This window comes from Balneicella halophila, assembly GCF_003096835.1.
In the GTDB taxonomy this organism is placed as follows: Bacteria; Bacteroidota; Bacteroidia; order Bacteroidales; family Balneicellaceae; genus Balneicella; species Balneicella halophila.
In genome coordinates this window covers 37877-62590 of record NZ_QENZ01000005.1, presented here as the reverse complement: position 1 = coordinate 62590, position 24714 = coordinate 37877, and the positions used below count along the sequence as shown (strand labels likewise).

Below are 24714 nucleotides of genomic sequence, written 5' to 3'. Positions count from 1 at the left end.
ATGCAAGATTGGATTGAAGTATTTGGGGCGAGAGAACATAATCTTCGTAATATCGATGTGCGAATACCGCACAATGCACTCACTGTAATTACAGGACTTAGTGGCAGTGGAAAGTCTTCACTTGCATTTGATACAATATATGCAGAAGGACAACGTCGGTACATCGAAACCTTTTCCGCTTACGCAAGACAGTTTCTAGGCGGACTAGAACGCCCTGATGTCGATAAAATAACAGGTTTAAGTCCTGTTATAGCTATTGAACAGAAAACAACGAATAAAAATCCGCGCTCTACAGTAGGTACTGTAACTGAGCTTTATGATTTCCTGCGATTGCTCTATGCACGTGCTGGAATCGCCTATTCCTACAAAACTGGCGAACCGATGGTAAAGCAAACTGAAGAGCAAATCATTGATATGATTATTAAGGATTTTGAGGGTAAACCTGTTTATTTATTAAGTCCTATAGTAAAAGGTCGAAAAGGACATTATCGTGAACTTTTTGAACAGTTTCGTAAGCAAGGATTTCTGCATGCTCGTATAGATGGTGAGATTGTTGAACTTTTACCTGCAATGAAACTTGACAGATACAAGACTCATGATATCGAGCTGCTAGTTGATAAATTGAAGATTACAAACGAGAAGCACGATAGATTAAAAAGCTCTGTCAAAACAGCATTGAAACAGGGAAAGGGTGTAATGATGGCACTAGATAAAGAAGGTGAGCAACCTCGCTTTTACAGTCGTTCGCTGATGTGCCCAACGACAGGAATCGCTTATGCAGACCCAGCACCCCACTCCTTTTCATTCAACTCGCCTAGAGGTGCCTGTAGCCGATGCAATGGTTTAGGTCGAGTAGATGATATTGCAGTAGAAAAAATTATTCCAAATAAAAAATTAAGTATAAGAGAAGGTGGAATTGTAGCCGTTGGTAAATACAAAAATGCACTATTGTTTTGGCAATTTGAAGCTATCGGGAAAAAATATGGTTTCACAATTGATGACCCTATTGAATCATTATCAGAAGAAGCTCTCGAAGTCCTTCTTAATGGCTCTCAAGAGCCTTTGAAATTGAAAAATACCCCTCTTGGGAGTTCAGCCAACTATATGATAACTTTTGATGGAATTATATCTTATATTAAAAGTCAAAATTCTAACAAAACTTCAAAAAAAGCGCAACAATGGGTCGAACAGTTTGTAGAAAATAAAGTTTGTCCTAAATGTAAAGGTCAGCGATTAAAGAAAGAGTCATTACATTTTAAGGTTTATGACAAAAACATTTCGGAACTTGCTCAATTAGATTTAGGTGCTTTTGCAGAATGGCTTAAAGAGTTACCTAAACATCTTACAAAAAAACAAAAGTTAATTGCCACAGAACTTCTGAAAGAAATAAGTACCCGTTTAGATTTCTTACTTGATGTTGGACTTTATTACTTGGCACTTGACAGACCTTCAGCAAGTCTCTCCGGTGGTGAAGCACAGCGTATTCGACTAGCAACGCAGATTGGCTCACAATTGGTAAATGTTTTATATATATTAGACGAACCAAGTATTGGCTTGCACCAGAGAGATAACGATAAATTGATACATTCGCTTTTACAGCTTAGAGATAAAGGAAATTCGGTCATTGTAGTAGAGCACGACCAAGAAATGATGGAAAGTGCTGACTATATTATCGATATGGGTGAACGAGCAGGAAGACACGGTGGAAAAGTTGTAGCTAAAGGAAGTTATAAAGAGCTTTTAAAATACGATACATTAACGACTAAATATCTTAAAGGAGAGCGGTATATACCTGTTCCAGAAGAAAGGCGTGAAGGTTCAGGGAAAAATATAACCCTAATTAATTGTACTGGTAATAATTTGAGAAATGTATCTGTGAGCATCCCGCTAGGTAAATTAGTTTGCGTAACCGGTGTTTCAGGTAGTGGAAAATCTACATTAATCAATGAAACACTCTATCCTATTCTGTCTCATCATTTTTACCGAGCAATTACCAATCCTATGCCCTATGAAAAAATTGAGGGAATTGAAAATATCAATAAAGTAATCCAGGTTAATCAAGCGCCCATTGGTCGCACCCCACGTTCCAATCCTGCGACCTACACAAATATATTCACTGATATTAGAAAAATATTCGAGCAACTTCCCGAGTCTAAAATTAGAGGCTATAAAGCAGGACGTTTTTCGTTCAACGTAAAAGGCGGTCGTTGCGAAGTTTGCCAAGGTGCCGGTCTTAGGACGATAGAGATGAGTTTCCTGCCTGATGTTTATGTGCCATGCGATGTTTGCCACGGAAAACGCTACAATAGAGAGACCCTAGAAGTTCGTTACAAAGGAAAATCTATAGGTGATGTTTTAGAGATGACAATAGAACAAGCGGTAGAGTTTTTTGAGAATATTCCCAAGCTACATCATAAGCTAAAGACACTTGAAGAAGTAGGTCTAGGTTATATTACGTTAGGGCAATCCTCTACGACTTTGTCTGGTGGTGAAGCACAGCGGGTGAAATTAGCTACAGAATTAGCAAAACGTGATACCGGCAATACGCTTTATATCCTTGATGAACCCACAACAGGCTTACATTTTGAAGATATTTGTATCTTGCTAAAAGTCATTGATAAAATCATGGAGCGAGGAAATACAGTGATTATTATAGAGCATAACTTAGACATCATAAAGATGGCTGACCATATTATTGATATAGGACCAGAAGGTGGTCAAGATGGTGGTCAAATCCTTTTTGAAGGCACACCGGAAGAGATTATAAAGAAAAAAGATTCTTACACAGGTTTTCATTTGGGGAAATACATGAACGGTTCTAAATAGGCTTTAGCTTTTAGGTGTTAGTATTTAGTGAAATGCCCGTCAATAATATTAAATAATAGAAACAGAAAGTGGTAATGTGACTCAAAATAGGGAAAACCTACCGCTACAAAATGAAAAAAACATTACTACTACATTTTTAGTATTTTTATGGACTATTGAAGAAGAAAAAAGAATATGAAAACTATGAAAAAATTACCTTATTTAATTACTCTTTTAGTGCTAACTTCTTGTACTATTCTTACGAGAGAAGCCATTTACTGGGACGCTGACATTGACGATTATAAAGTATTCCCAACTTACGATTTTAAAGAAAATAATAAGAAATACTCTTTTTGTCCTAAAAAGGTAAATCTTTTAGATACAATGCTCTTTAAAAATGCAAAGGGTGAGAAAGAAACATTAGACGAACTTCTTAAAGGAACAAAAACAAGCCAATTCATTGTTATACAAAACGATACCATTTTATATGAAGGCAACTTCAACGGCTATAAACGCTCTGACTACACAACTTTATTTTCCATTTCAAAATCAGTAACTTCGCTACTTGTCGGCATTGCCATTGATGAAGGATTAATCGAAAGTGTAAATGATACTATCACAAAATATGTTCCTGAATTACGCAACAAAGCCCCTGAATTTAATGAACTTACTATAAAGCAACTTCTAAATATGCAGGCAGGGTTAGACTTTAATGAAAATTATAGCAGTCCATTGTCTGATATGGCTCGATTATACTACGGAACAAACCAATTAGGAAAATTGAAGCGTATGAAGTTTGCACACAAACCGGGAACTTATCACACATACCAAAGTGCTCAAACAGCTTTGCTCGGAATAGTGGTTGAAAAAGTTACAGGTAAAAATTTGGGAGAATATTTTGAAGAAAAAGTATGGAAACCTCTACAAATGGAAAATAAAGGTTCATGGTCATTAGATGATAAAAGACATCGTTCTGCAAAATCTTATTGCGGATTGAATTTATCAGCAATTGATTTGGCAAAAATTGGTCGTCTATATCTTAATAAAGGGAAATTTAAAGACCAACAAATCGTATCCGAAAATTGGATTGACGCTACCTTAACAAATTATCCGAAAAATAACAATTACAACTATCAGTGGTATAATGGGTTTATAGCAGGAACTGATGAAGAAGGAATTCCTTATTTTACAGACTCTTTACAAGCTCTAAAACGATACGAAAATGTCTATGCTAACAAACGCTATAATACAAGCTATTATATTTTTAAAAGTTGTATAAAAGACTGGACAAATAAAAAATATATAAAATATTGTCAAAAACATTATAATTGGACAGATATAAATGAATGTAGATGGGAACTCTCTGTACTGACAGGACGTTTTCAAACATTAGGAATTATGCATCAAATATTATACATTGACCCTATAAAAAATATAATTATAGTTCGCTTAGGAGAAACTGATTATAGTAATTACAAACATGGACGATATGAAAATTTAATGGAAGAGATTATGAATGCTTTACCTCCTAATGATTAAAAATAATATATGAAAAAAATAAAAATACTTTGTAAAAACAACGGAATAACGAAGGAATTTCCTCTGGGAACGACTCTTATTGATATCGCAAGAGACATTGTGCCTGAGATGAATGTGATCGGAGTCTTAGTCAACAATACCTTAAAAAATATGGATTTCGAGGTTTTCAAACCTAAAACACTAAAGTTTTTGGATGCTAGCTCGACCATTGGGATGGATATTTATGAGCGTACACTATCATTCATTCTCTATGTGGCAGCACGTCAACTTTATCCTAAAGAAAAGTTAAAAGTAGAACATGGTGTTCATAATGGTATCTATTGTCGCTTTGCCAACAAGCAACTTGTTTTAGATAACGGAAAAGTGGCTGCTATAAAACTGCGAATGCAAGCTATTATTGATCAGGATTTACCTATTATCCGCGAGGAAATACAAACTGAAAAAGCTATTGACTTATTTGCAAAACAAGGTTTATTAGACAAAGTATCTATCTTGAAAACACGAGGCAATCTTTATAATTCTGTTTATTCATTAGCCGGAGAAGTCAACTATTATTATAATGCCCTTGCACCTTCTACAGGCTCAGTAAAAGTATTCAATTTGGTGCATCATTATAAGGGTATGCTATTATTTCTTCCTAAAACAAGTAATCCTAAAGAAACATCTGAATTTATAGAACAGCCTCAAAAATTTGCTGTAGTCAACGAGTTTAAACGATGGGGCAAAATATTAGGAGTAACTGATGTTGGTACTCTTAATGATACTGTAATTAACCGGAGTATCAGTGACTTCATCAAAATATCTGAAGCTCTACATGAAAAGAAAATTGCCCGTATAGCTGATGAAATATATCATTTGAGAAAGAAAACAAAGCTAATTCTTATAGCTGGTCCATCGTCTTCCGGAAAAACAACATTTAGCAAAAGATTGTCCATACAGCTACGTGCTAATGGTTTACGACCCGTCAATATTTCTACAGATAATTATTTTGTCGATCGGGAATTTAATCCTAAAGATGAGAACGGCGAATACGATTTTGAAACTATAGAGGCCGTTGATTTAAAACAATTTAATCAGGATTTAACAGATTTAATAGCACAGAAAGAAATTCAAGTTCCTCGTTTTTCTTTCCAAGAAGGAAAACGACAGTACACTGGTGAAACCTTAAGTATCTCAAAGAAGAATGTCATTATCATTGAGGGCATTCATGCATTGAATCCTCGCCTTACTGAAGCTATTGACGATAAATTAAAATACAAAATTTATATTTCTGCTTTAGCATCTATTAATATCGATAGAGATAACCGTATTCCAAGTTTTGAAAATAGACTAATTCGCCGAATTATAAGAGATTATAATTATCGTGGATATTCTGCCAAAGACACTATATCACGTTGGGAGAGCGTGAGACGTGGCGAAAAGAAACACGTTATCCCATATATGAATGAAGCTAATATTATGTTTAATTCTGCTCTCCCCTACGAGTTAGGTGTTCTAAAACAATACGCAGAGCCTATTTTACGTGAAGTCTCCTCAAATTGTAAAGAATACTCTGAGGCACAGCGACTATTGAAATTTTTCAGCTTTTTTGTTCCTATTTTGGCAGATGAAATCCCTCCGACTTCCCTACTTCGAGAATTTCTCGGGGGTAGCTCTTTTGAATATTAAAAACTAGACGGAATTTGGTGAATTAGAATGTTTGACTTCTTAATTCTATCCATTTATACGAAATTCCAATAATGGAGTAACACATAGAGCCAATGTGCAAAAGTACCTGCAGCTATACCTCCTATTGTATGTGAAAGTAGGGCTCTTGATGTTAGACTTCTAAAATTCAGCGAGTCAAGCATAGCCGTATGCGTACTCAAATAACCACTCCAACACATTCCCATCGCGGTGAAAACTGCAATTTCATTAGCTCCCACATATCCTTCAGCCATGAAAGCTTTCACTAAAGATAAAGCTGCACCAACAGCACCTAAAGATGTTATAGGAAAAGCAATCAATTCGGGTTGTTCAAACCCAAACAAACCTTCAAAAAACCACCAAATAGTTCCTGCAATTTCAGGCAATACAGGCACTCCTTCATAGGCTAATCCTTGATACCCAATAGTAGGATCTTTAGGTCCAAATGTGGTAATCATTACCAAAGAACTAATAATTAAAACTCCAGGAATAATTGCTAGACCCAAATTTACTCCTTCTTTCCCTCCATCTAAAATAGAGTTGAGAAAGCGCAAAAATACACCACCCTCTGTTTTATATGATATTTCAACTTCGTCATCTTGCTCTTCTTCATCAACTACAGTATCAACTTCCTTCCTGTCTTTAATTAAATATTGCATCAACCGAGTAGAAACTGCAGCCCCCACTACTGTCCCCGCTAAGCCCACCATTGCGGCATTGAAATAGCCAAATCCAGACATAAAAGTTATCACTATAAGCCCCATACCAAAAGCAGTCCCAAAATTCGTCAGTGAAATCAACTCATATTCTTTAAAATAACTTTTATAGTTTTTATCATTTGCCAGACTGATAATTGCGGGATTGTCTGAGAAAAACGTCATCAATCCTGCAAGAGCAGCAACACCAGGAAGATTAAAAATAGGTCTCATAAATGGTTTTAAAATGACCTCTAAAAGACGAACCACACCAAATTCAATAAATAAACGACCTAAGGCACCAGAAAGCACTGTAATTCCCATAATGAAAAAAACCGTATTCAGAAGTAAGTCCCAAGCGGTATTCATCAATGTGTTTAACATATTACTCATTCCCATATGATGACTGAGGTAAGCAAAAAAACCAAAAAACAATATTAAAAAAACAAAAGCTTCATAACGTCTCTTCAATAAAAAATCTGATTGCCTAATAGTCTTTTTGCGAGGTATTTTCATAGCATGGCTGTTTAAACGTGCTAAAGGATGCACTAATCATTATAATATAGTATGAATAATAACTAGACATACTCTTTATATTTTGCAGTGCAAATGTAAGTTTTCAAATGATTATATTGAATAGCTTAAAATTAGCTTTACAGCAGTTTTTTCAATGAATAGAGAGTCTTAATTCAATAAATTCTAAACTAACAATAATATCTGCTCTACTTGTTTAGCATTTACTAGTTAAAATCTCATTTGATTGAATTCCTTATTTTAGATTCTATTTTTGTGTTAACTCAAAGGTTTGAAGCTTTAAATTATTAATTAAAATGAAGATATTTTTAGGCTACTCTTTTTTTTATTTCTGTAATTTTTCTGATAGCATAGGGCCTTTTATGTTGAGATTCATAATAAGTTTTCATTAATAAATCAGCAACAATACCTACACTAATAAGTTGAATTCCTGCTAAAAGTAACATAACTCCTATGATTAAAAGAGGTCGTGAACCGATGTCTTCTCCTAAGATATATTTCACTACCAGCAGCCATAGCATAACTAAACTCCCAAGGGATAATGCAATAAGTCCTGCATTTCCGAACAAATGAACGGGTCGTTGCAAATACTTCCTGAGAAAAATTATCAAAGTTAAATCGTTTATGACTTTAAACGTTCTACCTAAACCATATTTTGATTTTCCAAATTGACGAGCATGATGACGAACTGGAACTTGTTAAATTCTTGCACCATTCAAAAAAGCTAACAAATTAATAAAACGGTGCATTTCTCCGTATAGATTTAATTCCTTAGCCGTTTCTTTGTTAAACACTTTTAATGCACAACCATTGTCTTTAATATTCATTTTGGTCGCTTTACGAACCATGAAGTTTGCAACTTTAGAAGGGATTGTTTTCAAGAATTTATCTTTCCTTTTGTGTCTAATGCCTGTTACTACATCAAAATCACCCTTTTGTATCCTTTCTATCATCATTGGGATATCTCTAGGATCATTTTGCAAATCTCCATCAAGCGTAACGATATAATCTCCCTTTGCTAAATCTATTCCAGCGGCTAGAGCTAAACTTTGCCCGTAATTTTTTTTCAGTCCGACTAGAATTAAATGCGGATTATCTATTACTTTGATATTTGACCTAGTTCTATCAGTAGAACCGTCATCTACCAAGATTAATTCATAATTAAAGTCGCTCATAGCTTCAGATATACGTTCTGAAAGCAATTTTACATTTTCTTCTTCGTTATAAACAGGAATTACAATAGATATAAATGGACTAGTGTTTGAATTCACTTGATAAAGTGTAATTTAGTACTCTATAAAAGCTTTTCAAATATACCTTAAAATTATGCGCGTGTTTATTAAGTTTAAGTTACCTCTTTATTTGGTTTTGTAGTTAGTTTATTATTATGCATTGCGAATATATGGGGTTATCCTATTACTATTTTAGATGAAGCAAAAAATGCTGAAGCAGCAAGAGAAATGTTTCAGGGTAATCACTTTCTATCTTTAGTTATAAACCTATATTAGGAGGATTATTCGTTTTGTTATTAGCTACACCTTGGTTTATTTGGATTCATTACGAAACTCAAGGAGCGTACACTGAAGGTTTTTTCATAAAGCATAACATCAACCGATTTAGTAGTGAGATGGAGGGTCATGGTGGCTTATTTATAATAACATGGTTATTTGTTGTGCTCGGACTCTTCCCTTTTGGAACTTTCATTCCACAAAGTCTTTGGCAGGGTTGGAAATTTCGAAAAGAAAATGATTTAATAGCTTACTGTTTTGTACTTAGTACAGTGATTATTCTTTTTTTTAGCATCTCTGGAACCAAACTACCCAATTACACACTTCCAGCAATGCCTTTTTTAGCTATTCTAATAGCCTATTTTTTAAATGAGATGAATTACCAACAAAATATGAAAAGTTGGTACAATTCATTGTCTTTAGTACTAATTACTTTAGTGAGTTTAGCAGTATCAGTAGCATTGTATGTTTTATTTAATCATTCCCTATTAAAGGATTATCAATTCAACTTATCTATCATTTATTTCTTAATAATACTTGTTGCTTTGGCTTACATTTGGCTTCAATATCTTAAAAGAAACAACCTAAGATGGATATTTTCTTTAGCCATTCTTTGGATAATGATAGGTTTATCTATATTCTATGTTATTTATCCCAAATTAACGCAAATTACTCCAGTAGTACAAGCTGGCTCATTAATAGAAAATAATAATTTAATTATCTACAAAACCTATGACCCAGCATTTAATATAAACTATCAACGAAACTTTCATGTTATGAATGATGAAACTGAACTTATTCAGTACATCAAATTGCATCCACAAGCATTAGTATTAACAAAGAATAAAGTAATAAGAGACAATACTATTTTTGAAGCTCGTTTCAAAACAATTTTTATAGCACCGTCAGTTTTTGAGAATTACACAACCGTATTTCTAGAATATCAAGACAACTAAAATAGTATCTGTTTTTTAAATAAAAGTTGCGTATTCTTTACTGAATACACAACTTAAAAATTCTCTATTCGAAAGTGAATCTATATATAATTCAAGACTAAAATTTTGAAGCTAGATGTCCACAGTTGTTAATTCCTCATATTTTGTAGTTTCCAAACCGAGAAGATTGAGTAAATACTTGTCTTCGTTGATAGTTACATTATCAACGGTTAGTAATTTACTGCCAAAAAATATAGAATTGGCTCCAGCTAAAAAGCATAATGCTTGTCCTTCTTTACTAAAGTGGGTCCGTCCAGCTGCAAATGCCACCACAGCTTTTGGCATGAGAATCCGAGCTGTAGCTATAGCTCGCACCATTTCGAATATATCTATGACTCCATTATTTTCATACGGTGTCCCTGCTACAGGTACGAGTGCATTAATTGGCACATTATAAGGATGCTTATCTTGATTAGCTAAGGTACGGAGCATTTCAGCACGGTCTGTTACGCTCTCTCCCATACCCAAAATACCTCCGGAACAATAGTTAACGCCAGCTTCTTGGAGATTTGCTAAAGTCTCCAATCTTTCAGCATAGGTTCGAGTTGTAGTGACCTCTGGATAATACGACTCTGAAGTATCTAAGTTGTGATTTACAGCTACAATACCCAAGTCTGCCAATCGTTTCGCTTTATCCTTATTGAGCATTCCCATGGTACAACAAACCTCCAACCCCATCTTTTTCACTTCCGTAATCATTTCAGCTATTTCATCGAACTGCTTATCATTATTAGCATCACGTCCTGAAGAACTCAAACAAACACGCTTCACACCATTTTCTTTCGCTCTCTTAGCATTAAGCAACACTTGTTTTAGCGTCATTCTTTCTCGTTGCACTTCTGTATCATAAAAAGACGACTGTGCACAGTACTTACAGTCCTGAGAACAACCTCCTGTCCGTACAGAAATCAGGGTATTCATATTTATTTTTCGTGGATTATGGTATTTCCTATGCACTTGTGATGCTTTGAAAACCAAATCAAGTAGAGGCAAGTTATAGATTTCAGCAACCTCCTCGGCAGTCCAATTGTTACGTATTTCATTCATAAGATAATGATTTTAGAAACAATGCTCTCACCCGTGTTTTGTGAGCGAGAGACATTGTTTGCATGATATGACTTACAAGTACAATTTGATTTTTGCGCCAGCAGTAATCCAACGTCCCGGTTGTACTACATTTCCGATGTCGTAATATTCATTATCCAAGAGATTGGAAGCTTGCAGGTACAATTCGTAGTTTTCTTTTTGCCAAGTCAAACGGCTATTGAGCAACCAAAAAGGAGCGTACTCTTTCTCTATTGAGGTAGCTTTTGGATTGGCATAATATCCAAAAGAACCAGCTCTATCTTGCCATGAAGCATGGGTTGTAAAAAATAAATTTTTCATAATGCCTAAAGTAATTTCTCCATCAAATTTATGTTTTAAGTGGTCTAAAACATAGGCTGAAATACGCTGGGATTCCACATTATCAACATCTGTGAAACTATAGCTTAAGTTTATACTTCGTAAGAAATCCCATTTTTCATTCCACAAAAAAGGTCTCATCTTAAATGATGCTTCATAACCGGACATATCTATATCCGTAAAGTTTCGAGCAACCCATTTATCATCTGTAGTTTTTTCTTTAGTCCAATCAATCAGGTTTTCACCTGCTCTAAAGAAATAAGCTACGTGGGCTTGTATTCCATTTCCGGAATATTTTATTCCTACTTCATAAGAAGTCGCCTCTTCAGGAACTAAATCAATATTTCCTTTGTGGGTAGGACTATTGTAGTAAAGGTCAGTAAATGTAGGTAAGCGTAGTGCTTTATTTGCTGTACCATATAGCTTCCAGTTATCAGTAAGCTTTAAACTAACATCTACGCCCGGAAACCAAGATAATTCATCCTCAAACGAATCATTATAGTTAGCCATTACTCCTGCTGTAGCTGTAAATCTATCATTCCAAAGTCCAATGGTATGTTCTAGGAATAAACTGATGTTATTTCTATCGTCTTCTTTATCGTAAAACGCATTTGCCTCACCATGTACGCGTTTTTTGTCACGAGGCTTTCCAAGTACATTGCTCAGTACGTTTTCACTGCGAAATTCTCCACCGATAGCTGTTTTTCCTAATGCCCAACTAAATGAAGCATTTAAATTTAGACCATACACATCAGTCACGTGATTATTATGTTTTTTGTACCATGACGGAGCATCTTTCATATCTCGATACAACTCAAAACGGTCAGTTTGTCGGCGGTAATATACCGTTGGGGTAAACTTTACCTTCCCTTCAAATGTCGCTTTGGCTGAAATAAAATTGGTTTGTACATCCTCATATTGATTAGGATATTTAGGTGTATAGAATGTATTGGCTCCAAAATTTCGTGATGTACGTCCTAGTTGTAAATCGTATTTTGCTTTTTTCGCTTGATATTGTCCTTGATAAAAAGAATTCATCATTTTATAATCTGAATTAGTGATATAGCCATCACTGGTTTTATAACCTAACGATAATAAATGACGAGCATTCTTTCCTTGTAAAGTTGTGGTGAGACTACCATTCCATAAACCATGTTCCCCTCCTTCAAGTTTAGCAATAGCGACGTTGTCCTCATAACTACCTGTGATGAAGTTTACTGCTCCTGTAAAAGCATTAGGTCCATAGATACGAGAAGTAGAACCTGAGATGACTTCTACACGCTCAATAGCCTCTAAAGATACGGGAAGGTTTAAACTAAGATGACCCGTTTGTGGGTCGGAAACGTTGACTCCGTTGAGTAAAACCAAGACTTGGTCAAATGAGCCACCGCGAATGGTAATATCGGCTTGGATGCCGTGCTGTCCTCTCTGTCGCACATCTACATTAAGTGCGAACTCTAACAGCTCGTTGATACTTTGTACCCCTGCTTGTTCAATCTCTGTTTTTGTGATTACAGACACTACTCTTGCAATGTCTGCATAAGTTGCAGTACTCCTCTGTGCACTTACTACCACTTCTTCTAAAGTAACCTCATCTTCTTTTGGTTGAAGTTTCTTTTGTGGCTCTTCGGCAAATACACCTGTAGATGGACAAGAAGTCATATAAGCGACAAGTAATACGCCTACTTTAACCTCTTTGCCTAAGCTGTTAAAAACAGCACAAGCTTGGTTTTTCCATCTTTTAAAATGAGCAACTGCAACTGGTTTAGTTGCATTTTTCATTAAAAATTTGTTTTAGTTAATTATTGAATCGTCGCAAAGGTATAATAATCATAAAGAACGAAAAAATAAAAGGGAAAATAATCAATCTCCCTTCTCCAAGAGGGAATATAGCCTTTGTCAGTTCGATTTTCTATGATAAAGACAAACAAACTACCAATAAATAGCCCCGATTGCAGTGGTAATCCTTTTTTTGTTAGGTAATTGGTGTGGAGGCAAAAAAGATAGTAACGGAAAGCGAGACTTTGGTTGCAAATTACGGAAAAGCTACCGCTTCTAAATATTCTTTCCTATCCGTTCATAAAATGGAGTTATCAGTTTTAGATAATCATTATAGTCTTCTTCAGACATATCAGGCATTTCTCCAGTAGAAAAGACTTCATTGTCATCCATATTCAAATAAGCAGTACCTGAAGTTATTACTTTTCGTTTAAACTCTGGCTGGTAGATACTGGCTTTTTTATCTTCTACGCATTCATTATTATTTCCATAAATATGCAATGAGCACACTCGTTCCTCCTCAGCATTAGACATCAGGTGAATAAGATCTTTATCAATGGGCACAATGACGTCTTTTAATATGGTATCTTTCTCTTTTAGTTTAAGACAGTTTGTTTCTATGAGGTATTCTCTGTGCTCGAGTTCTCCAAGAAATTGTACACAGCCCCAACCCGTTTTCCCATGGTCATGAATAGCAGTAGCATCACCAGGATTCCATGACATGAGATAAATCTGGTAAAGTTCATTTGCATAAATTTGTTTTCTTCCATAGCTCAATTTAGGGTCGTGAGTATATTGCTGATACAAATAAATATCCTTTTCATCAATTCTCATTTCTTCAACGACTCCCACCACGGATGCACTATTCCATTGTGTTCTTGAGTTAAGAGTATTAATAAGTTTTTTGAGTTTTTCTGATGCTATAGATTCCATACACTTCGTTATTTCTACAGGATGTTTCTATACAAAGATAAAATATTATTTAATAGTTGCTTTTATTTTCCCCTTAGCAAGTTGTGTTGTTATTTCATCATCTTTGGTAAGCTTTGTAGCGTCTTTCACTACTTTCCCATCAAAAATAGTAATGCTATAGCCTCTTTCTAATATTTTTTGCGGAGAAACCAATTCCATCAATTGCATTTTATGATTAATATCATCTTCTTTCTTTGTTAGATATTGCTGAGTTCGGTGTACCAACTTACGCTCTAAGTAAGCTATTTGTTCACATTCTTTGACTTTTTGATGCTTGAGTGCATATTGAAGTTTTTGCTTTAAATGTTCTTGCCTATTTATTGCAAAGGATAATTTATCCTGCAGTATATAATTTAGGTCTTTTGCTATAGTTGCAAGTTCCTGTTTAGTCTCTTTTAGCAATGAAGGCAACGTATATTTCAGCGAATTATAGTATCCCGAAATCAGGTCTTGCTGTTCGTCAAGATGATTATTTATGGCTACAGCAAACGATTCTATCATCGAAAATATTTCTAGTTCTCTCGACTCAAAACTATTAACAAGATATGCAGCCACTGCAGTCGGTGTTTTTAATGCTAAATGGGCAACCTCATCAACTATTGACACATCCTTATCGTGCCCAATACCTGTAAGAATGGGAAGAGGAAACTGAGCTACGTGAGCTGCTAATTCATAATCATCAAAACAAGACAAATCAGAAACTGCACCTCCACCACGAATGATTACAACAACGTCAAACACTTCTTCATAGCAATAGATATTTTCTAAAGCTTGCATTATTGTAAACCTTGCTTGCTCACCTTGCATCATAGCTGGAAATAACTGAATATGAAACTTAAAACCCGAATCGTTACTGGTTAATTGTTCTATAAAATCCTGATAGCCGGCGGCTTTCTCAGAAGAAACAACAGCAATATTTTTAGGTACAAGTGGAAATTCTAAAGATTTGTTCATCTCTAAAATTCCTTCATCCTTTAGTTGTTGAATAATCTGCTGTTTTCGACGTTGCATATCTCCCAAGGTATAATTGGGGTCTATGTCTTTGATGCTCAAACTTAGTCCATAGAGTTCACTATGTTGCACCTCCACTTGCACCATCACTTTCAATCCTGCACTCAATTCATAACCTGTGCTTGTCTCGAAATAAGGCTTTAATAGATTGTAAGTATATGACCATATCATTGCTCTACTTTTAGCTACAATACGGTCAGTTGACTCATCGCGCTCTACTAATTCCAAATAGCAATGATTTCTAACATTTAATTCACTTATTTCAGCAACTACCCACACAGGAAAAGGGAAAAGCCCTTCAATTCCTTGCTTAATTTTTTGATTTAATTCGAGTAGTGAGATAGAATTATTTGCCATTTAGCAAAGATACTGAGAAAATTCTTTTTGAGGTTGATTTAAAATTTACAGAAACCTATAAAAAAAGAATTACCGAAAACTCAAGGTTCCCAGTAATTCTTTTATTTATTGTATGTAAAAATACTATTTATTAGATATGTATCACCTCATCATAAGCAGCTGCAGCAGCCTCCATCACTGCTTCAGACATTGTTGGGTGTGGATGAATTGCTTTGATAATTTCGTGCCCTGTAGTTTCCAGCTTTCTTGCTAGTACTAATTCAGCAATCATTTCAGTTACATTAGCACCAATCATATGTGCACCTAGCAATTCTCCATACTTAGCATCGAAAATCAGTTTTACGAAACCCTCATTAGCACCGGCAGCACTTGCCTTACCTGAGGCAGAGAATGGGAATTTACCCACTTTAATCTCGTAACCCTCCTCTTTTGCTTTCTTTTCGGTCATTCCAACAGAAGCCACTTCGGGACTTGTATAAATACATCCTGGAATGTTAGTGTAATCAATCTTTTCAGGTTTCTCGCCTGCGATAGTTTCGACACAATGAATACCCTCAGCAGAAGCAACATGTGCTAAGGCAGCTGTTTCAATGACGTCACCGATAGCATAAATACCTTCAACATTAGTTTCATAATGGTCATTCACTTTAATTCTTCCTCTCTCCGTTTCAATTCCCAATTCATCTAAGCCGATATTTTCAGTGTTAGGCGCAATACCTACAGCAGAAAGTACAATCTCAGCTTCGTGTTCTTCCATCTCTCCTTTCTTGTTTTTTACTTGCGCTTTCACCAAGTCTCCCGAAGTATCTAAACTCTCAACAGAAGAATTAGTCATTACTTTTATGCCCATTTTCTTAAAGGAACGTCCTAGTTGTTTAGAAACTTCCTCATCTTCTAATGGTACAATATTAGGCAAATACTCAACAAGAGTCACTTTTGCTCCCATAGATGCATAAAAATAAGCAAACTCCGAACCGATAGCTCCTGAACCTACGACTAACATAGATTTCGGCATTTTCTTCAGTGTCAAAGCTTGACGATAACCAATGACTTTTTCGCCATCTTGCGGAAGATTAGGCAACTCTCTAGAACGAGCACCCGTAGCAATAATAATATGCTTAGCCTCAACATCTTGAGTCTCATCTTTATCATTAGTAACAGTAACGACACCTTTGGATTTTAATTTCCCAAAACCGTTGATTACGTCAATTTTATTCTTTTTGAATAAATATTGAATTCCTCCACTCATTTTATCAGCAACACCTCTACTGCGTTTTACGATACCTTCAAAATCAGCAGTAGCACCTTCTACCTTCACTCCATATTCTTCTGTATGTTTAACATAATCTAACACTTGTGCAGATTTCATAAGAGATTTTGTTGGGATACATCCCCAATTTAAACAAATCCCTCCTAACTCTGCACGTTCTATCACGGCTGTTTTCATTCCCAATTGAGACGCTCTAATAGCAGCAACATAACCTCCTGGGCCACTTCCTACTACGACTAAATCATATTTCATAACATTAAGTTTATAATTGAATTTTTATCTACGTTTATATTCTTTAAATAACTGATTGGCTGCAATAAATGAGCTCAATTGATTATTGAGCACTTGCTGTTTCTTAATAGGTAAATTCTTTTTCACCACTTCATCATTGAAAAAGTCATCTTTCAAATATTCATTGATAGACTCGTGCATCCAATAAATTGCCTGTTCGCGACGTCGAGCATTCAAGTATCCATTAGCTCTCGTAAACTCAAAATAATCTTGTATTTTTTCCCATATTTCCGGGATTCCATTTTTATCTATGGAAGAACAAGTCATAGATGTTGGATACCAGCCTGAATCTGGTGGTGGAAACAAATGCAATGCGTTATCAATCTGAACTTTGGCTAGTGCAGCCTTCTGTTTATTATTTCCGTCAGCTTTGTTTATTACAATCAACTCAGCCATCTCCATGATGCCTCGCTTTATGCCCTGCAATTCATCTCCTGCACCAGCTATTTGTAATAACAAGAAGAAATCCACCATAGAATGCACTGCGGTTTCCGACTGCCCGACACCAACAGTTTCTATCAGTACGATATCATACCCGGCAGCCTCGCAAAACAAAGCCGCTTCTCGAGTTTTCCGAGCAACACCTCCTAATGACGTTCCTGATGGTGAGGGACGAATAAATGCTTTTGAATCACCGGCAAGTTCCTCCATTCGAGTTTTATCACCCAAAATACTTCCTTTAGATTTTTGGCTACTAGGGTCAATGGCTAGCACAGCAATACGATAGCCTTGTTTTGTAAGCATTTTACCAAAAGCTTCAATAAATGTACTTTTCCCTGCACCAGGCACACCTGTAATACCTATGCGAAGTGCCTTACCTGTGTGAGGGAGGCATTTTTCAAGGACCTCCTGCGCTAATGCTCTATGCTCTTTCTTTGTGCTTTCAAGCAAAGTTATAGCACGTGCTAAAACATCGGACCTACCAGCAAGAATTCCTTGAACAAGGCTTTCTAAGTTAAGTTTCACCCTCTTTATTTTCCTAACACGTTCTAAGGCTTTAGGATTAACAACAGGTGGTGTTTCAACCCCCTTCATCACTCCCAAACTTTTGTAATCTTCTTTATCTTCTATGTGTGCCATTGTCATATGTATTACAAGGTACGAAGATACAAAATAAGGCTACAAATAAAAAAGGATTGCCTAAAAAAAGACAATCCTTTCTTTTAACTTTTAATGATTAAGTTTCATTACTCTACAAAACCACTCACTCTCAGATTAAATACAGGTAATTCAGGTGCATTCGTTATAATGGTTATCTGTTGATTTTGGTAACCTTTCTTTCCCTTTGTTTTAAAAGTAACATTTAGTAATCCCTGAGTATTCGGTTGAATAACAGTATTAGTAGGTTTTACTTCCAAGAAGTCAGAAGATGTATCGATTTTTCGTAATATGAGGGGTTGTTTTCCTACATTTGTTATTTTAAATTGAGCTTTAAATAAGTCACCTGACAATGCAGAGACAAACTGTGCTTCTAGCTTGTCAATTCCCACTACGGGACCATTACTAATTTGTTCATCAGTCCAATCCGAAAAATCTTCGATAACCGTAGCGGTTACTATCAAACTATTAGACGATTTTACAACCTCATCAACATATACAGGAATTATATCACTATGGAATCCCCAGAAATTGGTTTGTTTAGCATTGTATATGACTTCAATAGTTGCTTTTTCTTTGGGTTTTAATTCTACTTTATCGATGGATACTGTAATATACGATGGAGTGTCTCCAAATTTTACTTTTATAATATCATTACTATCATTTACAGCTTCTACCATAAGTTTCCCCACTTTACCGTTGCCTATTTCATTAAACATAACATATGACGTCTTTAAACGCAATTGTTCCATCTTCTTTGGGTACAATTCGGACAAGCTCTTAGGTCTAGGCGTTACAAATCCTTTAATAATCAATCGTTTACTACCCACATTAGTGGTAATATTTGCTGTTTTCGTAAACTTATTCGGACGATTTATTGGATTGTAAGTAACTTTCACTATACCTGTTTCACCAGGAAGCACAGGTTCCTTAGTCCATGCAGGCGTAGTACAACCACACGATGCCTCTACAGTTCTAATCAAGATTGGAATTTCTCCTATATTTTCAAATTCGAAAACATGAGTTACAGATCCGCCCTCTTCTTTAATCGTTCCAAAATCATGAGTTGTTTTCTTAAATTTCATCACTTCCTGTTGCCCAAAAACAAGAACTGGCAAAAAGAAAGTTAATAATATGATAATCCGCTTTTTCATTTAATTAATATTTGATAGTTTTGTTCTGTACAGAAATCAAATACTATGCCATCTCGCCACGAAGATTTTATAAAGTCTATCAAACAATTAGCCTTAACTCATGAAGCTGAAGTCATAGACATTTACCATTATTTACATCAGCACCCTGAACTCTCCTTTAAGGAATACAACACTGCTCGATATATTGAAAATAAACTTGCTGAGTATGGCATCAACAGTAAAAGAATCATTGAAACGGGAGTAATTGCAGAAATTCAAGGAGACCAGCCTGGAAAGACCATAGCGCTACGTGCAGATATGGATGCACTTCCAATACAAGAAGATGAGAACCATAGCCCTCGCTCAAAAACAAATGGTGTGATGCATGCATGTGGTCATGATATGCACACAGCTTCCCTGCTTGGCACTGCTAAAATTTTACAAGAACTTAAAGATAAAATCAAAGGTAAAGTTATTCTTATTTTCCAGCCTGGGGAAGAATACATGCCCTCAGGTGCTAAAATGATTATGGAGTCAGGCATTTTGGAGAATTACAATATTGATTGGATTGTGGGTCAACATACAGACCCGGAAGTAACAACAGGAAAAATAGGATTTAGAGCCGGTCCTTATATGGCATCTGCTGACGAAATATATCTTACCATAAAAGGTAAAGGTGGTCATGCAGGTTTCCCCCACCAACTCAATGATACTGTTTTGGCTGCTTCACAAATAATTGTGTCTTTACAGCATATTGTGAGTAGAAGAAAGAACCCTGTACTACCTCCTAGCGTAATTTCTTTTGGCAAATTCATCGCAGACGGTGCAACCAATGTAATTCCTAATGAGGTAAAACTTGCTGGAACTCTTCGTTGTATGAATGAAGAATGGAGAAATGAGGCAAAAAACCTGATAAGGAATACTGCTGAGCTCACAGCTAAAGTGTACGGAGCTAGTTGTGAAGTAAACATTAGTCATGGATATCCAGCAGTGACCAACAGAGAAGATTTTACATTATTAGCTCAAAGCGAAGCTAAAGCTTATTTAGGCAATGAGAATGTTGTTGAACTTCCTATGAGAATGGCTGGTGAAGATTTTGGCTTCTACACCTTAAAATATCCTGCTACATTTTATCGGTTTGGGATAAAACCAGCACATCAAAATGAATCATCTAGTCTGCATACTCCTAAATTTCTAGGGGACGCAAATGCACTGAAGACTTCAATGGGTACTATGGCTTGGATAGCATTTTCTTATTTAGCTAAAATAAAATAGAGAATAATAAAACCATATTATAAAAAAAGAGCGATGAAGTCTCATCGCTCTTAATATTTTATTGAACTTATTATTAGTTTGCACCAATAATTCTAAACTCAGTTCTTCTATTTTGTTGATGTTGTGTTTCAGTACAATCAACACCATCAGAACATTTGTTTACTAAACGAGTTTCACCAAATCCTCTAGCAACCAAACGATTTCTTTGAATTCCTTTAGAAACTAAATAATCAACAACAGACTGTGCACGTCTTTGTGAAAGATCTTTATTGAAAGCTGCATTTCCTCTAGAGTCAGTGTGAGAAGCAATCTCTACAGATACATTTGGCTTTTGCTTCATTACGTTATAGATTTTGCTATCAATAATCGCTTTAGAACTTTCTCTTAATCTAGCGCTATTCAAATCATAATAAATTGGTAATAAACTGTAATCTAACAATCCACAGTCAACTTCTTCCCAAACAGTTACACCACCTTTTGATTTTAATACTTGAATCTCTTCAGTCTTGTAAACAGCAGGAATTTTTTCTTCAACTACAGTTTCGTCTTTAACTTTCACGCGCTTAGTTACTGTTTTATACTCAGCAGGAATTGTTTTTTCATGTACTTGTGCAGGAACGTCCATAACAAGGATTGGATATTTCTTATCTTTCCCTGGCACTAAAGTAGTTGTATTCGTTGCATCAGTATCTAAAACTTTAGTAGGAACAGTTTTATATCTTGCAGGAGTTTCTTTCCAGCAAAGAGTTCTACAATCTTCAGGATTAGCTGATTTACAACCTGGCAATGTACCATATTCCCATTTCCCTACCATTGGGAAAACTTCAATTTCCTCAGAACTAGGCTTAAATTTAGCAGGAATAATATTCACTTTATTATAATCTGGCTCAACTCTTACAGTTACATATTCCGTTTTAAATGTTGCAGGAGTAAATGTATATTCTTTGTAAGCTGGCTTAGACATAAAAGTTTCTTCTTCTGTCTTAAATTCAGCAGGAACCATCTTTAAAACTGTATATTCAGGAGCAGTCTGGATGGTTACTTCCTTTGTTTCGAATACATTAGGAGTAATACATTTAACATAGCATTTGCCAGGTGTAGGGTTTGATGGTAGTTTCTCATCAAAACTCTGTCCAAATGCGAATGAGCCAATAAATAAGGCCACACTTGTAAGTAATAAATTAATCTTTTTCATAAAGTTTTTTATTAAGTATTAATAATTAAATAAACATAAAGTCAAATACTATGCCAAAATCCGATACTCTTAAAATTCAAAAAATAACCTTTTTTAACATTTTACTAAGATAAGTTTTTTTCATAGAATAAAAAAGGAGTGTTAAAAATTAACACTCCCTAGAAACATACATCTTATTAATGTTTTTATTCCTATTTCTTCTTCCTTGCTACATCATAAGATATTGGTGAAGCAATAAACAATGATGAGTAAGTACCCACAATAACTCCAATAAGCAATGCAAATATAAATCCTTGGATAGAAGTTCCTCCAAACAAGAAAATTGCTAATAACACAACAAAAGTTGAAAGTGAGGTTGAGAAGGTACGTCTCAATGTACTATTTAATGCACTATTTACTACCTCATACTCTTTAGCACGTGGATGTAACCCAATGTATTCACGTACGCGGTCAAATACGACTACAGTATCATTAATAGAATAACCAACTACGGTAAGTATTGCAGCTATAAAGGCTTGATCAATCTCTAGAGAGAAAGGTAACCATCCATAAGCAACAGAGAATAATCCTAGTACAATAATAATATCATGTGCTAAGGCTGCTACAGCACCCAATCCATATTTCCAGTTACGGAATCTAACTAAGATATACAAGAAAATAAATATCAGGGCAAAGCCAGTAGCTATCAGAGCATCACGTTTGATGTCATCAGCTATAGTTGGTCCTACTTTCTGAGACATTATTCTATTGTTTTCTAAGAAATCTGCCTTAGTTGTGCCTTCAGTAAGATAAGGTTTTAATCCTTCATAAAGTAACGCTTCCACTTCATCATCTATCTCTGAACCTTCTTCATCAATTCTATACTTAGTAGTAATTTTTACTTGATCATTACCTCCGTATGTTTTCACTTCTGGCTGTGTTTCATAAACATCTTGCAAAGATTTTATAAGGTCATGCGTGTTTACCTGATTATCAAACTTCACCACATAGGTACGCCCTCCAGTAAAGTCAACACCCTTATTTAGACCTTTCGTCATTAAAGAAATCAACCCTATTGTGATAAGAATCCCGGAAATGATATAAGCAATCTTTCGTTTTCCTAAGAAATTAATTTTTGTATTCTTCAACCAATTTTCTGTTGCTTTTGTAAAGAACGTAATACTCTTTCCTTTAGATAATCTGTTCTCTATTATAATACGTGTAATGAAAATAGCTGAAAATAATGATGTCGCAATACCAATCATCAAAGTGGTAGCAAAACCTTTGATAGGTCCTGAACCGAATACAAACAATATTAATCCTGTAATGAAAGTAGTTACGTTACCATCAATAATTGCTGAAAGAGCATTTTTATAGCCATCTGAAACAGCTTTTTTGATGTGCTTTCCGGCTTCTAACTCTTCTCGTACCCGTTCATAAATAAGTACATTTGCATCTACAGACATACCGATAGTCAAGACGATACCGGCAATTCCTGGAAGCGTTAACACTGCACCAAACGAAGCTAAAACTCCAAACACAAAGAATACGTTAGCGACCAAAGCAATGTTTGCCACTAAACCAGCCCCTTTACTATAGAAAAAGAACATATAAACCAAAACCAAAACAAAGGCTATGATAAATGAATACATTCCTGATTTCACTTGTTCTTTACCTAATGATGGCCCAATAATTTCTTCCGAAACAATTTGTGCTGGAACCGGCAATTTACCCGACTTTAATTTTGTTGCTAAATCTTGTGCTTCTTGAATTGTAAATGTACCTGTAATTTCAGATGTACGTGAGTTAATCTCTTCTCTTACAGAAGGAGCTGAATACACTAAATTGTCCAAAACAATGGCGATTTGTCCCGGTTGTTGAGCTCCAGCATAGTTTGTAGCTACTTTACGTGTCAATTTTGACCAAATATTCGCTCCCTCACTATCCATTGTCATACTAATAGATGGACTATTGATTCCTCCTCTATTGCTGTAGCTTTGTGAAGCATCTACCATAACATCTCCTGTAAGAGGAGCTTGTCCGTTTGGTGTATTCACTTTTGCAACATATAAGTCGAAGAACTCTTCTCCTCCTTGTTCAACAGACTGTCCACTCCACAATATTTTCATATTAGCTGGAAACAATTCTTTTATCTGTGGCAGGTCAAGATATTCTTGAACCTTATCCATATCTTTAGCCTTAACAGAAACGACTCCACCTTGCATCTGATATGACATTAATGAAAATAATGGATTGTTTACCTCATCAATTTTTTCTCCTTTTTCATTTTCCAAACCTAATGAAAGACTATCTAACTGCAAAGTTTCTGTATTTGTTGCTTCATTAACTTCCTCAACTTTATCAGCTTCTTCGCTTAGCTCTTCTTCTCCAGTAGCTTCTAAGCTTTTCAGTTCTATCAATTTATTATTGGCCATGGAAAGGATTGGGTATATTTCATTTGCTGAGTATATTTCCCAAAATTCCAAATTAGCAGCACCCTGCAATAATTTACGAATTCGTTCCGGATCTTTAACCCCCGGAAGCTCTATCACAATACGACCAGCAATATCAGATTTTGTAATATTTGGCTGAGTAAGACCTACCTTATCAATACGAGTACGCAAAACGTTAAAGGTATTGTCAATAACAGCTTCAGCCTCCTTTTTCAAAATACTAACCACCTTATCATTACTTGTATTTTCGTTTACGCCTTGTTTCTTGAGACGCATACCAAAGATATCAATCGAAGATAATTTTGCATTTGGCGCAATAGCTTCAAAATGCTTTTGGAAAATATCGATAAAGTTTGCTTGACTTTCTTTCTGTTCCTCTTTAGCTAAGGCGATAGCTTTATTGAAGTTCTCATCTTTACTATGATCTGAAAGTGCAACAAGGATATCCGGCACAGCCACTTCCATAGTTACGTTCATACCTCCACGTAAGTCTAGTCCCAAATTAATCTCACGCTCTTTACTCTCTTTGTAAGTGTAACCTAAAAGAGGATAAACCTCCTTTGAAGACATAGAGTCTAAATAATGTTTTTCTTTTTGTAAGTCTCCCGACGCGTAGCTCCTAGCATCTCTTTCCACACTTTTGGTTACCATGGTAAAAGATAATGCATACAAGCATGCTAATGATACCGCTATGATAAGCGTGAGGAATAATCCTTTGTTTTGCATTCTGTATAT

General features: G+C 35.5%; 17 protein-coding genes. 5 read left to right on the top strand and 12 right to left on the bottom strand.

Translation table 11 applies throughout. The features are described 5' to 3' along the window. From uvrA to C7377_RS07325, 3 genes are all read left to right on the top strand, one after another. Positions 1–2826 carry an excinuclease ABC subunit UvrA gene (gene uvrA, locus C7377_RS07335; RefSeq protein ID WP_116496705.1) on the top strand — a complete coding sequence of 942 codons (2826 nt, stop codon included), beginning with the start codon at positions 1–3 and terminating at the stop codon, positions 2824–2826. Between the two features lie 183 nt (positions 2827–3009). Further along, on the top strand, positions 3010–4344 hold the full coding sequence (locus C7377_RS07330; RefSeq protein ID WP_165806871.1) for a serine hydrolase domain-containing protein: 1335 nt from the start codon (positions 3010–3012) through the stop codon (positions 4342–4344). 9 nt (positions 4345–4353) lie between these two features. Next, positions 4354–6012 carry a nucleoside kinase gene (locus C7377_RS07325; protein ID WP_116496703.1) on the top strand — a complete coding sequence of 553 codons (1659 nt, stop codon included), beginning with the start codon at positions 4354–4356 and terminating at the stop codon, positions 6010–6012. Positions 6013–6065: 53 nt separating this feature from the next. On the opposite strand, the gene C7377_RS07320 is transcribed toward C7377_RS07325, so the two are convergent. The 3 genes from C7377_RS07320 to C7377_RS09590 all read right to left on the bottom strand — a co-directional run bounded on the left by C7377_RS07320 (position 6066) and on the right by C7377_RS09590 (position 8530). Beyond that, the gene (locus tag C7377_RS07320) at positions 6066–7241 is read right to left on the bottom strand and encodes a CD0519/CD1768 family membrane protein (RefSeq protein WP_116496702.1); all 1176 of its coding nucleotides are present in this window, start codon (positions 7239–7241) and stop codon (positions 6066–6068) included. Positions 7242–7567: 326 nt separating this feature from the next. Then, positions 7568–7870, bottom strand: coding sequence for a hypothetical protein (locus tag C7377_RS09595; RefSeq protein ID WP_207778455.1), 303 nt, complete (start codon positions 7868–7870; stop codon positions 7568–7570). An 87-nt stretch (positions 7871–7957) separates the two neighbouring features. Beyond that, entirely contained in the window at positions 7958–8530 is a 573-nt protein-coding gene (locus C7377_RS09590) for a glycosyltransferase family 2 protein (protein ID WP_207778454.1), read from the bottom strand. Between the two features lie 251 nt (positions 8531–8781). Between C7377_RS09590 and C7377_RS07310 the strand changes: the two genes are divergently transcribed. Continuing rightward, complete coding sequence (locus C7377_RS07310; protein ID WP_116496701.1) at positions 8782–9723, top strand: glycosyltransferase family protein; 942 nt, start codon at positions 8782–8784, stop codon at positions 9721–9723. Between the two features lie 111 nt (positions 9724–9834). Here C7377_RS07310 and bioB read toward each other — a convergent pair whose 3' ends face one another. From bioB to C7377_RS07275, 7 genes are all read right to left on the bottom strand, one after another. Then, positions 9835–10809 (bottom strand): biotin synthase BioB, encoded by a 975-nt coding sequence (bioB, locus tag C7377_RS07305; protein ID WP_116496700.1) that lies wholly within the window; start codon positions 10807–10809, stop codon positions 9835–9837. 72 nt (positions 10810–10881) lie between these two features. After that, positions 10882–12948 carry a TonB-dependent receptor plug domain-containing protein gene (locus C7377_RS07300; RefSeq protein ID WP_116496699.1) on the bottom strand — a complete coding sequence of 689 codons (2067 nt, stop codon included), beginning with the start codon at positions 12946–12948 and terminating at the stop codon, positions 10882–10884. A 273-nt stretch (positions 12949–13221) separates the two neighbouring features. Further along, positions 13222–13878 (bottom strand): cysteine dioxygenase, encoded by a 657-nt coding sequence (locus tag C7377_RS07295; protein ID WP_116496698.1) that lies wholly within the window; start codon positions 13876–13878, stop codon positions 13222–13224. A gap of 45 nt (positions 13879–13923) precedes the next feature. After that, positions 13924–15285, bottom strand: a complete 1362-nt coding sequence (xseA, locus tag C7377_RS07290; protein ID WP_116496697.1) for an exodeoxyribonuclease VII large subunit — start codon at positions 15283–15285, stop codon at positions 13924–13926. A gap of 130 nt (positions 15286–15415) precedes the next feature. Beyond that, positions 15416–16807, bottom strand: a complete 1392-nt coding sequence (gene lpdA / locus C7377_RS07285) for a dihydrolipoyl dehydrogenase (RefSeq protein WP_116496696.1) — start codon at positions 16805–16807, stop codon at positions 15416–15418. A 24-nt stretch (positions 16808–16831) separates the two neighbouring features. After that, positions 16832–17926, bottom strand: a complete 1095-nt coding sequence (gene meaB, locus C7377_RS07280) for a methylmalonyl Co-A mutase-associated GTPase MeaB (protein WP_116496695.1) — start codon at positions 17924–17926, stop codon at positions 16832–16834. 107 nt (positions 17927–18033) lie between these two features. Next, positions 18034–19098, bottom strand: coding sequence for a DUF1573 domain-containing protein (locus tag C7377_RS07275; RefSeq protein WP_116496694.1), 1065 nt, complete (start codon positions 19096–19098; stop codon positions 18034–18036). Between the two features lie 45 nt (positions 19099–19143). On the opposite strand from C7377_RS07275, the gene C7377_RS07270 reads away from it, so the two are divergent. Beyond that, positions 19144–20352 (top strand): M20 metallopeptidase family protein, encoded by a 1209-nt coding sequence (locus C7377_RS07270; protein WP_116496693.1) that lies wholly within the window; start codon positions 19144–19146, stop codon positions 20350–20352. A 73-nt stretch (positions 20353–20425) separates the two neighbouring features. Here C7377_RS07270 and C7377_RS07265 read toward each other — a convergent pair whose 3' ends face one another. Further along, positions 20426–21547 carry an OmpA family protein gene (locus C7377_RS07265; RefSeq protein WP_116496692.1) on the bottom strand — a complete coding sequence of 374 codons (1122 nt, stop codon included), beginning with the start codon at positions 21545–21547 and terminating at the stop codon, positions 20426–20428. A gap of 191 nt (positions 21548–21738) precedes the next feature. Then, entirely contained in the window at positions 21739–24705 is a 2967-nt protein-coding gene (gene secDF, locus C7377_RS07260; protein ID WP_116496691.1) for a protein translocase subunit SecDF, read from the bottom strand. Between the last annotated feature and the right edge of the window lie 9 nt (positions 24706–24714).

Coding starts and splice junctions, on each gene's coding strand:
- uvrA (WP_116496705.1), top strand. CDS start 1: ATGCAAGATTGGATTGAAGTATTTGGGGCGAGAGAACATAATCTTCGT.
- C7377_RS07330 (WP_165806871.1), top strand. CDS start 3,010: ATGAAAAAATTACCTTATTTAATTACTCTTTTAGTGCTAACTTCTTGT.
- C7377_RS07325 (WP_116496703.1), top strand. CDS start 4,354: ATGAAAAAAATAAAAATACTTTGTAAAAACAACGGAATAACGAAGGAA.
- C7377_RS07320 (WP_116496702.1), bottom strand. CDS start 7,241: ATGAAAATACCTCGCAAAAAGACTATTAGGCAATCAGATTTTTTATTG.
- bioB (WP_116496700.1), bottom strand. CDS start 10,809: ATGAATGAAATACGTAACAATTGGACTGCCGAGGAGGTTGCTGAAATC.
- C7377_RS07300 (WP_116496699.1), bottom strand. CDS start 12,948: ATGAAAAATGCAACTAAACCAGTTGCAGTTGCTCATTTTAAAAGATGG.
- C7377_RS07295 (WP_116496698.1), bottom strand. CDS start 13,878: ATGGAATCTATAGCATCAGAAAAACTCAAAAAACTTATTAATACTCTT.
- xseA (WP_116496697.1), bottom strand. CDS start 15,285: ATGGCAAATAATTCTATCTCACTACTCGAATTAAATCAAAAAATTAAG.
- lpdA (WP_116496696.1), bottom strand. CDS start 16,807: ATGAAATATGATTTAGTCGTAGTAGGAAGTGGCCCAGGAGGTTATGTT.
- meaB (WP_116496695.1), bottom strand. CDS start 17,926: ATGGCACACATAGAAGATAAAGAAGATTACAAAAGTTTGGGAGTGATG.
- C7377_RS07275 (WP_116496694.1), bottom strand. CDS start 19,098: ATGAAAAAGCGGATTATCATATTATTAACTTTCTTTTTGCCAGTTCTT.
- C7377_RS07270 (WP_116496693.1), top strand. CDS start 19,144: ATGCCATCTCGCCACGAAGATTTTATAAAGTCTATCAAACAATTAGCC.
- C7377_RS07265 (WP_116496692.1), bottom strand. CDS start 21,547: ATGAAAAAGATTAATTTATTACTTACAAGTGTGGCCTTATTTATTGGC.
- secDF (WP_116496691.1), bottom strand. CDS start 24,705: ATGCAAAACAAAGGATTATTCCTCACGCTTATCATAGCGGTATCATTA.